This is a genomic window from Clostridium sp. Marseille-P299, from assembly GCF_900078195.1.
Lineage (GTDB): Bacteria > Bacillota > Clostridia > Lachnospirales > Lachnospiraceae > Lachnoclostridium.
Genome location: NZ_FJVE01000004.1, coordinates 32,517 through 44,952, shown reverse-complemented (window position 1 = coordinate 44,952; position 12,436 = coordinate 32,517). Strand labels below are relative to the sequence as shown.

Sequence of the window (12,436 nt, the reverse complement as noted above, 5' to 3'; positions counted from 1 at the left end):
AGATGAATTATAAGAAAGTAGCATTTATTTTATGCTCTAATTGTAAAGAAATAATGGAGGAAACAAAGTGCTACATTAATTCTCTAAAAATACCGACAGGAATGGAAAAAGAGATTATTATTATTGAAGATGGTGTCTCAATGACTGAAGGGTACAATAGAGCAATGCGGCAAAGTGATGCGAAGTATAAGGTATATATGCATCAGGATGTATTCATTGTTAATGCTATGATAATTGAGAATTGTATTCGAATTTTTACTGAACATCCTGAAATTGGTATGCTTGGAGTGATTGGCTGCAAGCATCTTCCTGAAGACGGAACATGGTGGGAAGGCAGAGGCTGTATTGGGAAGACGTTGGAAGATAATCTGCAAATTGTAAAACTTCTTGAATTAGGAAAAGTGGAAGGTGATTTTGAATTTGTTCAAGCAATTGATGGACAAATTATGATTACTCAATATGATGTTCCATGGAGGGAAGATATTTGTAAGGGTTGGCATTTTTATGATACTTCTCAATGTCTTGAATTTGCTAGAAAAGGATATAAAACAGCAGTTGTAAATCAGGACAAGCCATGGGTAATCCATGAATGTGGTATGGATATTAATATAGGGTATGAGGCAGAGAGAATAGCCTTCTTAGAAGAATATAGACAAGATTTGGGCAAACGTGATTTGTTGACGGAAGAGAGAATAGGTATTCTGATAAATGGCGGAAGAATGGAAGAGGCCAATACACTGTTAAAAGAGTATAAGGTCATAAATAATATATATAATGATACCATGGCAATTCTTGAAGCAAGTATTTACTTGAACGTAGGGGAGAAAGAAAAAGCATTTGAATGTATTAGTAAGGGAATTAAATATAATCATAAAAATTATGAATTGTATTTTATGTTGGGTAATTATTACTTAGATAAGAATAAAAATCAAGCATTTTTGTGTTATGAAAATGCAGAATTTTATTGTAATAATGAAGACCGATATTTTCTTACAGAAGTCAAAAACAACCTTCTAAGCTCTGATGAAGTATCAGTATCACCTGTATCAATAGTTATTCTTTCTTACAATGGAAAGGAAATGACTTCTATTTGTATTGATAGTATTCAGCAAAGTATGTCTCCGGAGGCTTATGAACTTATTTTAGTTGACAATGCATCTGAAGATGGAAGCCAAGAATGGATTCAAGAGTATCAAAGAAGATGGAAGCAAAAGATTGGGATGGACAATCTAAAAGTGATTTATAATCAAGAGAACAAGGGCTTTCCAGCAGGCTGTAATCAGGGTATTAGAGTATCAGAGACTGAGAATGATGTATTTTTGTTAAATAATGATACGATAGTTCCACCCAATGCTATTTTTTGGCTTCGAATGGGATTATATGAAAATGAAAAAGTTGGTGCTGTTGGAAGTGTGAGCAACCATGCCAATAATGATCAGATGGTTAAGGAAAAGAAAAGCAGTATAGAAGAGTGGTTTATATATGGGACTAAGCATAATATTCCGATGAGATATCCTTATGAGAAGAAGGCTTGGCTAATGGGATTTGCGATTATGTTTAAAAGAAAAGCCTTGGAAGTGGTAGGTTATCTAGATGAGAGATTCACACCAGGAAATTATGAGGACAATGATATAGGATTCCGATTTCTAAAAGCAGGATATACCCAACTATTGTGTAAAAATAGTTTCATTTATCATTTTGGAAGTGTGGGATTTAGGAAGAATCAAAAATCTTTTGACGAACTTTTGATAAGGAATCGAAAGAAGTTAGAGGAAAAGCATGGAATACCAGTAGAAGAGTATTGTTGGGTTAGAACGGATCTCTTGGAGCTTATAGATAAAGATCCAGATGAACAAATTTCGATACTAGACGTGGGATGTGGACTCGGAGCGACTATGGCCAAGGCAGAGAGTATATTCCCAAATAGTAAGGTATATGGAATTGAAAAGAATGTTGAAGTAGCAATAATCGGAAAAAATCTTACTAATATAATCCAAGGAGATATTGAGGTGGTAGAATTGCCATTTATAGAAAAGAGTTTTGATTATATTATAATAGGCAATGTCTTAGAATATCTTGAACGACCGAAAGAGACAGTTCTTAAACTATTACCCTATTTGAAAGAAAAAGGCTTTATGTTAATTAGTATTTCTAAGGCAATTAAAATAAATGAACAAATAACTTTTATCACCGAAAAACAGATAATAGAAAAAATACAAAATCATTCTGACTTAATTATTAAAGCTATTGAGGATAAGAAGGCAGACTATATATTAAAGGTTTCTGTTAAATCGACTTGAAATGAATAAGGAGAATAAGATGACAAATAAAAAAGTTGGGGTAATCATCCCTTGTTATAATCATGTGGACTTTGTTGAACAAGCAATCGATAGTGTCTTGAATCAGACTTATCAAGATTTTGATGTGTATGCAGCAGATGATGCATCTACCGATGGGACTAGAGAGAAGTTAATACAATATGACGAAAGACTACGTGAAATTCATCTGTTTGATGAGAATCAAGGAGGGTTGACTAGATTTTTAAGTAGTAAAGTAGACAATGAATATACAGCTTTACTAAATTCTGACGACTTCTGGCATGAAGATAAATTAAAAAAACAGATGAGCTATATGGAGAGTAATCCAGATTGTGCTGCTTGTTTTACTTGGTCTAGACAAGTGAATGAAAAAGGAAACGAGGTAGTAGGGATAGAAGCATTTCAGCAACCTAATAGGAGTTCAGAAGAGTGGATGCGCTATTTTTATGAAAATGGAAACTGCCTTGTGCATCCCTCTATTTTAATTCGGACGAATATTTATAAAGAACTTATAGAGAATGGTAATAAGGCTTTTCGTCAGATACCAGACTTTCAGATGTGGGTAAATCTAATTTTAACGGGAAAGATACATGTTATTGAAGAAAAACTGATGACCTTTCGTTGGCATTCATCAGGAAACTCAATCAATGTCAGTGCCGTATCTCCAGAGAATATCGCAAGACACTATAGTGAAGAATGTTACATGTGGTATGAGACTATAGCTGGCATGGAGGAAAAATTCTTTAGAGCTGCATTTGGCGATATGTTTGTTAATAAGGATGCAATGACACCAGAGGAGATTATGTGTGAAAAATTCTTTTTACTGGTTAGAGCCAAAGAAGAGCTAACCCGCCAAGCTGCAATTTTTTATTTTTATGATATTTTTAAAGATAAAAGAGTACAGGATTGCTTTTTAGAAAAGTATAGATTTGGGAAAAAAGATTTCTTTCAGTTAGAGTTAGAGATAGGAAGTGCAAAAATATATTTAGAAGGATTAAAGAAAAATCAAATTATGCGTGAAATGGGGCAATGTATTATTGATGCTAACTTATAAAGGCGATTCAGTAGATACATAGAATTGGAGGAAGAATGATAGAAAAACCTGTTTATGTAACCCATTCCTCTATGCCGTCCTACGAGGAATACATAGAAATGATACGACCAATGTGGGATACCCATAGGATTACCAATATGGGCGAATTTCATAAAAGGTTGGAAAACGAATTAAAGGAATTTTTAAATATACCACATATTTCACTTATGGTAAATGGACATACAGCATTGGAGATGGCGATTCAATCAATGGGATTTCCTAAGGGAAGTGAAATTATTACAACTCCTTACACTTTTGTTTCTACTACTCATGCTATTATTCGAAGTGGTATGATACCAATATTTTGTGATATAAAGCTTAGTGATTTTACAATTGATGAAAATAAAATTGAGTCTTTAATTACGGATAAGACAGTAGCCATAATTCCTGTACATGTGTATGGAAATATATGTAATTATTTACAAATTGAGAAAATTGCAAAAAGAAATAAACTTAAGGTAATCTATGATGCTGCACATTCATTTGGAGAGACAATAGACGGAATCTCAGTAGAAAGCCTTGGAGATGCATCTGTTCTAAGTTTTCATGCTACCAAGGTATTTAATACAATTGAAGGTGGGGCAGTTTGTTTTAGAGAAGAGAAATTATACGATAGGCTTTACAATCTTAAGAACTTTGGTATTCGTTCTGAAGAGGCTGTTGTTGCAGTTGGAGCTAACGGAAAAATGAATGAATTTTGTGCTGTTATGGGGTTGTGCAACCTAAAGTATATTAGAGAAGAAATTCGTAAAAGAGAAGAAAAGACATTATATTACGATGGATATTTATCCCACAGAAAAGATATTACATTACGGAAAAGAGATCCAAAGATTGTTTATAATTATGGGTACTATCCAGTGCTGTTTTCTTCTGAAGAACAGAGAAATGCGGTTTACAAAAGATTGGCGGAGAACAATATTTATGCAAGAAAATATTTTTATCCAATAACGTCGGATCAGCAGTGCTTTCGTGGTTTATATACGGAGATTGACTTAAAAAATGCTAGATACGTATCAAAAAGAATTTTGACATTACCTATGTATTCAGATTTGGATGTAACGGAAATAGAGAAAATTTGTGATCTAATCTAGTGATAAGAATGGAGTGTAAGAATGAATCAGAAGGCATTACTCATATTTAGAGAACTATCGCAGCATAAGGAAGAGATAGGGGTATTCAAGGAATATTTAGAGGCATTATTTCCTCATATTAGCAACGAAAATGCAGAAGTCTACTGGGGAGATTTTTTGAATATAACCCAAGACATGATTGAGATATTTGTAAAATTGGGTCATCCATTTTTAAATGATTATTATGATACAAATTTCAGGGATGTTCAGGTAACAGAAGAGTTTTTTAAGAGTGTAATACGAGAATTTTATAGTCTATCAGTGGAATACATAAAAGATTATGATGAAAATATAAGACACTGTTCATTGTGTAAGGAGAAAGTATACTATTTACCTTTACCGAAGGTATATTATGAAATGAGAAAAAAGTACGAGCTTCCTGAACCTAGATTAGAAACCTTAAGTGAGAAAGAATATATTTGTCCAATTTGTGGAAGTCTAGACAGAGAGCGACTCATAGTTTCCTATTTGGAGCAAAGCAAAATTTTAGAATCATCAGAAGTTAGCATGTTGCAAATTGCACCATCAAAGGCAATGGAAGAGTATTTATTTGCTAATTACCCTAATCTAAACTATGCTTCTGGAGATTTATACATGGAAGATGTAACTTTTCAATTGGATTTACAGGACATGAGTATGATATCTGATGAAAGTTATGATATATGGATTTGTTCTCATGTATTGGAACATGTACCAGACGATAGGAAGGCATTAAAAGAACTTTATAGAATATTAAAGAAGAATGGAACGGGTATTCTATTAGTACCTTTGGATCTAAATGTGGTGGCAACAGATGAGGAAGTAGGCTGTTCAGAAGAAGAAAATTGGAGACGATTTGGTCAGGGAGATCATGTGAGAAAATATGCGAAGCAGGACTTTATAAAAAGGATTGCTGATAGTGGATTTTCATTAGAATGTTTAGGAAAAGAATTTTTTGGAGCTAAGTTGTTTAAGGATAATGGTTTTTCGGAGACGTCTATACTTTATGTATTGAGAAAGTAAAGGGTAATAAATATGAATAGTAAAAAGATAGCTTTTATTGTATGTGTTAATAATGAGCTTTATTTTGAAGAGTGCAATTGGTATCTTAATCGATTGATTATTCCAGAGGACTTTGAAATAGATATCATTACAGTAAGAGAAGCAAAGTCTATGGCTGAAGCTTATAATGCAGCCATGGAAAGTAGCGATGCAAAATATAAAGTTTATCTGCATCAGGATGTTTTTATTATCAATCAGAATTTTATATCTGATATGTTAAATGTATTTAGAACAGATCATAAAATTGGAATGTTGGGCTTAATTGGCGGAGTAAAAATTCCTGAAAGTGGTGTTATTTATAACGCGTGGAATTGCGGTAGGACGATTGCTAGTGACTATTCTTCGGCATTAGATATTCATTTCTATCAGAAAGAACCATACATCTATGTTGAAGCCCTTGACGGAATGCTATTGGCTACACAATACGATATTAGATGGAGAGAGGATATATTAAAGCAATGGGATTTTTATGATATCTCTCAATCTTTTGAGTTTTTAAGGGCGGGATATCGTATTGTAATTCCTTTTCAAGATCCTGCGTGGGCTATTCATGACTGCGGATATAGTAATCTAGTGAATTACGATGATAACAGAAAAATTATGTTTGACGCTTATCCAGATTTTCTTACTGAAAAATGGACTAATTATCCGTTTATTTATAGTTATGAGTTACACTCACTAACGAAGCAACTTTATGTAGAAATAGAAAATTTAATTAATCAGAAAAGATATAAAGAGGCAGAAATACTTCTTTGCAGTTTCGATGAGAATGAGATGGTTAAGAATATGCCGATATTAAGGCAAGTTTTTGAAATATCAAATTTGGAGAGGGAAACTCTGGGTGGAGAGATATTATTGGAACTTGACCTTTCCACATCAGAACTTTTAGAACGTTATACAAGGATCAAATTTTTCTTGCGAAGACTTGAAATCAGAGAGAAGATTGAAATAGAAGATATTCTAAAGTGGATACATATAAACAAAGTTTCTCCTATGGAGATTATAATCAGTATAATTCACAACTTAACAGAACGGAAGTTTGTTTTTGATTTGATTGAAAAGACATATCGATTAGGAAACGAAGATAAAAATGCAAGAATAATGGAAGCTATGTCAAAGAAAATAGAGGAAAGAAATCTAAATATTACGAATAAAGAAGATGTATATATCACTAGGAAACGAATTGAAGCTGATTATTGGTCAAATTATAAAGAGAACCCAAATAGAACTAGATGGTGGCAGTCTCAGACAATAATTCGTCATTATAATAAAAAGATTTGTGGTAAAGCGATTGATGGTTGGAATAATGGAGCAATAGAATTATTAAAAGAAAAGAATTTAATTCCGGTAGAAGGGATTGAAAGAGCTATATCTATTGGATGTGGAAGTGCACAAAAGGAAATTAGGTTATTAAAAGAAGGTGTTGTGAAGCATTTTACCTGTATTGATATTGCTGAAGGAATGATAAAAAAAGCTAGAGAAAATGCCAGAAAGAATGAAGTAGAACATCAGATGGAGTTTATGTGTGGAGATATTTATTCATTATCTGATAAGGATGCATACTATGATCTTGTCTTTTGGGATAATAGCTTACATCATATGGAGGATGCAGATAAAGCAGTAGAAATCTCGTACAATTTGCTAAAACGAGGTGGACTATTTTTCTGTAATGACTTTATTGGAAATAACAGGTTTCAGTGGTCTGATATGCAGATGGCAATTGTAAATGGAATCCGATTGTATTTAGCAGAGGATTATTTTAACAATGCAGATGGAAGTAAGTTTACAAGATTTCTTAATGCTCCATCGATACAACAAATGATGAATACCGATCCTTCCGAGGCAGCAGACTCAGAAAGTATTGTGCCAGCAGTGAAGAAATATTTCATAGATCATACTATTATCAATACTGGAGGGCTGGTATATCATTTATGCTTAGAAGATATATTGCAAAACATGCCAGAAGAAAGTGAAATATTAGAATATATGTTGGATTTAGATAATCAAACAATTGATTTTGGATTAAGTTTGTATGCATTTATTTTTGCAATAAAGGATTTAGATAGGAACTAGAGGCGGGTCCAATAGGTGCTTGAGAGTAGAATTTGTGAAGAAATAGTAGCATAAAGAAGGGATTATAATATGAGCGAAAACAATAATTTGGACATAGTGGCTCAAACTTATGAATGTAGAAATAGTAATTTTCTTGCAATAATTAAACAATTAAATATTAATGTTATGGAAAAGTACATGCAGGAAAAATCAGAAGGAATATGTTTGGAGTTAGGATGTGGAGAAGGAGATAGCACAAAGCTGTTATCGAAATTTTTCAAATCAGTTGTAGTGTGTGAGGGGAGTGAAATATTTTTAAATAGGGCGAAAAATAATTTAGCGAACTTAAATAATATTACATATCTATACAGTTTATTTGAAGATATTCAAGATAATTCAAAGTATGACTTTATAGCAGCAAACTATATTTTCGAGCATATAGAAAATATAGAGAAAGTATTAGATGTTTGTTATTCAGCTTTAAAATCTGGTGGTTATTTGTTTATTACGGTTCCAAATGCAAAAGCTTTAAGTCGTTCATTGGCTGTTGAAATGGGATTGCTAGAGGATGAATATTTATTAACTGAAAATGATTTGAAACATGGACATAGGCGAGTCTTTGATATGGATAGCCTTCTGAAAGAAGTAGAAAATACAAAGTTCAAAGTTATAGAAAAAGGAGGACTATATGTCAAACCATTTGCAGATTTTCAATTAAAAGAGATGGTAGAAAAAAATATTTTGAATTTATCCCATTTTGAGGGGTTACAAAAATTAGCCAAAAAAAATCCAGAGATATCTGGTTCTATATATATATGTTTACAAAAAGTATGAAAAACGATAGCTTTTTATTAAAGATATTAAAAAATAACGAGAGGACATTAGCATAAATTCATAAGTGTGAAAAATATGATTTAGTTAATAATTTAAATTGGTTGTGAAAAATATGCATGATTTTAATAATACTAAAGCAATTATTATTTTATCAGGATATAATTTGCGTGCAATAATTGCATTTATTCGAGTGTGTATGGAGAATGATATTCCTTTTTATATTATTGCATCTAGCGAACAAGACCCTATTTTTAGAACACAATATAAAGAACATGTTGCATATACGCGAAAAAGCAAGGAGCTTTCTAATCTAGTATCTATAATCTTAACTATTAAAGATAAATATAATAAGGAAGATTTATTTGTGTTACCAAGTACTGAATATCTAAACAGATATTTAATTTCCAATGTAGATAAATTTAGAAAACATAATATTCATATACCATTAGTAAATAAAGAACTTTATTGTACTATATCTGATAAAAGTTCATTTTATGAATTATGTAGGAAATATAAGCTAGTGGTACCTGAAAGTTATAAAACGATTGAGAATGCGATATTTCCATGTATATTAAAACCTAGAACCTATGAATCTTATATGGGTAAGCCAATTTTACTAGAAAATAAAGAAGACTATTATCGTTTAGTAAATGTTAATGATAAAGATTGGTCAATTGAACAATACATAATTGGAGAAAGCTGGTATTTGCTTTATTACTTTAAGAAAGATGGTTCTTATGATTGTTTTTCTCAAAAAAACCTGATTCAACAAGAAGCAGGAGGTTCAATCTGCTTAGCAGTAAGTAGTAATTTACATAAAACAGAAATTTGTAAAGCGTATGCAGAAATGTTTTTATTAGAAGATTTTAAGGGATTGGTAATGGTAGAGCTAAAAAAATCCAATGATAAATATTATATGATAGAAGCAAATCCAAGATTGTGGGGTCCTTCTCAATTATTTGTTGATGCAAATGTACCTTTTTTTGAGGAATATCTAATGGATATGGGATTTGATGTTGAAGTAGATAAAGGAACAATAAAGAATAACATTTATTACTTTTGGAAAAATGGGATTTCTAGTAATAATAGAAATATGTATTATGGGTATGATGATAGAAAATTAAAAAAAGACCAGAAAGAAATATTAAATTACGATATATATCATAGAAAAGATACAGAAAAACTATTTAAAGAGGGAATATAATGATAACTCATGAAATGAAAGATAAGATTATAAACTATTATAGTGATGGGAGTAAGCACTCAAATTATCAAAACTTTCCGAATTTTATAACAAGAGAATTAGGGATAACTGCATTAAAAGATGAGAATTGGCGTGGTGATAGTAAAAGATATCAGTTTATAAAAGAAAATATTACATTTCCTATTGGAGCTATAGTTGGAGATATAGGTGCAAATACTGGTCGTTTTTGTCTTGATTTTGCAATGGAAAATAAACAAAGTAATTTTGTGGCAATTGAAATAAATGAGAATAATGCAAATTTTATAAAGATGATTTGTGATATGTTCCATATTGATAATGTAAAGGTTATAAATGAATCAGCAGGTTTGGAGAATATAGATAAGTTACCAAACTTAGATATAGCTTTTAATATGAATGTGTTGCATCATAGTGGAGTGGATTTTGAAAATAGTCGAGTAGGAAATGCTAATGAATTAAAAAATTATATTATTACGTACCTAAAGAAATGCAAAGAAAAGTGTGATATCATCGTTTTTCAGATAGGTTATAATTGGGGTGGAAATAAAAGTACACCAATTGTTTCTCCTGATCACATATCTGAAATGATTGAATACCAAAAAGATATATTCTTACAAAGTGGATATGAGATAGTTAATATAGGATTATATCACAACATTAAAAAAGAGTATATTAATGTTCCAGTTAAATCTACAAAAGAACAATTACAAAAGTTTATTAATGATTTTTCTATGAATTTAAATAGTGAGTTTTATAAACGCCCATTATTTATTATAAAAAATCACAAATAGCTTATAAAAGAAAAAGAAATATTTGTAATAACAAGCTAAACTTCCTCCCAAAACCTTCCGATATACCCAATGTAAATAAAAGTAACGTGACATACAACTCAAGATCTGCCCCTTGGTACGGCCAGTTCTTTCACTTACTTTGACACCGCATGGAACGTAAGGAAACAGGGAGGAAAATAATTTGAAGCACATCAAGAAAATTCTCTCTCTTTGTCTTGTATTAACAATCATAATTGGTGTCCTCAAGACATCAAAAGTCGTAAAAGCTACGGCTACGGATATTGGAATCACAGACATTACAGTAAACTATGACAGCGAAAGTGTAACTGTAAGTTCAGATTACCAAGCAAATATAATCTATTTTACCGATAAAATAGACACAAAATATCCAAGCAAGACAGAGTGGGAAAGCGTAACTACGGAGGCAGAAGGAAGTAAGAAAACTGCAGTTATTGATATCTCATGGATGAAAAAGTCAGAGGTCATTCTATACATAAAGAGTGACGCAGAAAAGGCCACCATATATCCAATACAATTGAATGCAGAAGAAGGTACATTGAAAGCGTATTATAGTGGCATTGATACGATTTTGATATCTAAAGATACGGCAGCAATAACAAAGCTAACCCCTGATAATAGTTTTACGGCAATAGATAGTGGCTATGTATACTTTACAATCGGTAAAGGAGATACACTTACGCAATTTACCGACCTATCAAAGATTGAGTGGAAAAAAGGTACTACTGGTAAGTGGTATAACTACGATACATTGACTTTAAATAGTTATATAAGTAAAGGAGCAGCACTATATTTTAGAACTAAGGCAGTAGATTCAACAACCCTTACATTAAAAGATGACGTTTATGTAACCGATGGAAATCGAGCATCCAAAGAAAGCAAAGTAACAATATCTCGTATAACAAGAGAACCTAGCATAAAGGTAAATCAAAAAACATATACACTAGGATTAAAGAGTGGAATGGAGTATCAAGTAAATAATGGTGATTGGATTGATGTAAGCCAAGCCCATGGTGATGCGAAAGGAAAAGTTGGTATCATTACATTATTTGACCTTTATACAAACTACACTAGCCCAGATATAAACACCAAAGTTTCTTATAGTGCAAACACTGATTTTACAGTCAATGTAAGAATTGCAGCAAATAATAAGAAGGTAGCATCTAAGGAAAGAGCAATTATTTTACTATCTACTGGAGATGCCAAGGAACTTGCAAGCCTTGATGATACAGATGCTGATAATGATTTACTAGCGTTTAGTTACAAAACAGATAATGATGAAAATAGTGGTTTAACAATTACAAATAGTTCAAAGTATTCATTTGATGTAGCGATAATTGATAAAACAGATGAAAGTATCATGACAAACAATGCATTGGATGAGGAAAAGATTATTAAAAATAAAGATATCTATTGGAAAACGGTAAAAGAAGCTACATATAATAATGAAGGTACGGCAGTGGTAAACCCAAGAAGTACCTATATTTACAATTATAAATATGAAGATATCTTAAAAGAAAATAGAATCATTATTTATCGTTTATCTCAAATAAATGAAGATTCAAAGACTGAAGAAATTGAATTTAGAGTCGTTTCAAAAGCAGAGCAAGTAAGTTTGCCAAAGGTTAAAAATGAAAGTGTAACTCAGTAATCAGTTTAAAAATATAACGTTAAATTTTACATATAGAAAAATACATTGACGAATTTGCAAATAAGTGGTATAAATTAACTACTCAGTAAAAAATTAGAAGTCAACGGATATGGTTCAAAGGTGTAATATGAGCAGCTTAATCTTAGAACTTAGGTTATACCCTGTATTCGCTTAAAGATTAAGAGTGGTGTTTTAAACCAAGATTGATTTTTATAAAACGTACCACTAAATTGTTCATATCTGAAAAAAGTGATTAATAGACATGTTAATTCAATGTAATTATTAA

9 protein-coding genes are annotated in these 12,436 nt (G+C 31.6%); all 9 read left to right on the top strand.

Going from position 1 to position 12,436, the window contains the following annotated elements; genetic code table 11:
• The first annotated feature begins 2 nt into the window (after positions 1 to 2).
• Positions 3 to 2,300 carry a glycosyltransferase gene (locus BN4220_RS00260; RefSeq protein ID WP_066711925.1) on the top strand — a complete coding sequence of 766 codons (2,298 nt, stop codon included), beginning with the start codon at positions 3 to 5 and terminating at the stop codon, positions 2,298 to 2,300.
• A 19-nt stretch (positions 2,301 to 2,319) separates the two neighbouring features.
• Positions 2,320 to 3,372, top strand: a complete 1,053-nt coding sequence (locus BN4220_RS00255) for a glycosyltransferase family A protein (RefSeq protein WP_066711923.1) — start codon at positions 2,320 to 2,322, stop codon at positions 3,370 to 3,372.
• A 35-nt stretch (positions 3,373 to 3,407) separates the two neighbouring features.
• A complete protein-coding gene (locus BN4220_RS00250) occupies positions 3,408 to 4,502 on the top strand; it encodes a DegT/DnrJ/EryC1/StrS family aminotransferase (protein WP_066711922.1) in 1,095 nt (364 codons plus the stop codon).
• A 21-nt stretch (positions 4,503 to 4,523) separates the two neighbouring features.
• Complete coding sequence (locus tag BN4220_RS00245) at positions 4,524 to 5,543, top strand: class I SAM-dependent methyltransferase (protein ID WP_066711920.1); 1,020 nt, start codon at positions 4,524 to 4,526, stop codon at positions 5,541 to 5,543.
• A gap of 12 nt (positions 5,544 to 5,555) precedes the next feature.
• Positions 5,556 to 7,655, top strand: coding sequence for a glycosyltransferase (locus tag BN4220_RS19660; protein WP_082811921.1), 2,100 nt, complete (start codon positions 5,556 to 5,558; stop codon positions 7,653 to 7,655).
• A gap of 69 nt (positions 7,656 to 7,724) precedes the next feature.
• On the top strand, positions 7,725 to 8,468 hold the full coding sequence (locus tag BN4220_RS00235; protein WP_066711918.1) for a class I SAM-dependent methyltransferase: 744 nt from the start codon (positions 7,725 to 7,727) through the stop codon (positions 8,466 to 8,468).
• 112 nt (positions 8,469 to 8,580) lie between these two features.
• Positions 8,581 to 9,672 carry a hypothetical protein gene (locus BN4220_RS00230; protein WP_066711916.1) on the top strand — a complete coding sequence of 364 codons (1,092 nt, stop codon included), beginning with the start codon at positions 8,581 to 8,583 and terminating at the stop codon, positions 9,670 to 9,672.
• Complete coding sequence (locus tag BN4220_RS00225) at positions 9,672 to 10,481, top strand: hypothetical protein (protein ID WP_066711914.1); 810 nt, start codon at positions 9,672 to 9,674, stop codon at positions 10,479 to 10,481. Before BN4220_RS00230 ends, BN4220_RS00225 begins: the two co-directional genes overlap by 1 nt.
• Before the next feature lie 181 nt (positions 10,482 to 10,662).
• Positions 10,663 to 12,150: a hypothetical protein gene (locus tag BN4220_RS00220; RefSeq protein WP_066711912.1), complete on the top strand. Its 1,488-nt coding sequence runs from the start codon at positions 10,663 to 10,665 to the stop codon at positions 12,148 to 12,150.
• Positions 12,151 to 12,436: the final 286 nt, after the last annotated feature.

What these genes read in the sequence shown, in the direction of transcription:
- BN4220_RS00260 (WP_066711925.1), top strand. Translation starts at nt 3, where the DNA reads ATGAATTATAAGAAAGTAGCATTTATTTTATGCTCTAATTGTAAAGAA.
- BN4220_RS00255 (WP_066711923.1), top strand. Translation starts at nt 2,320, where the DNA reads ATGACAAATAAAAAAGTTGGGGTAATCATCCCTTGTTATAATCATGTG.
- BN4220_RS00250 (WP_066711922.1), top strand. Translation starts at nt 3,408, where the DNA reads ATGATAGAAAAACCTGTTTATGTAACCCATTCCTCTATGCCGTCCTAC.
- BN4220_RS00245 (WP_066711920.1), top strand. Translation starts at nt 4,524, where the DNA reads ATGAATCAGAAGGCATTACTCATATTTAGAGAACTATCGCAGCATAAG.
- BN4220_RS19660 (WP_082811921.1), top strand. Translation starts at nt 5,556, where the DNA reads ATGAATAGTAAAAAGATAGCTTTTATTGTATGTGTTAATAATGAGCTT.
- BN4220_RS00235 (WP_066711918.1), top strand. Translation starts at nt 7,725, where the DNA reads ATGAGCGAAAACAATAATTTGGACATAGTGGCTCAAACTTATGAATGT.
- BN4220_RS00230 (WP_066711916.1), top strand. Translation starts at nt 8,581, where the DNA reads ATGCATGATTTTAATAATACTAAAGCAATTATTATTTTATCAGGATAT.
- BN4220_RS00225 (WP_066711914.1), top strand. Translation starts at nt 9,672, where the DNA reads ATGATAACTCATGAAATGAAAGATAAGATTATAAACTATTATAGTGAT.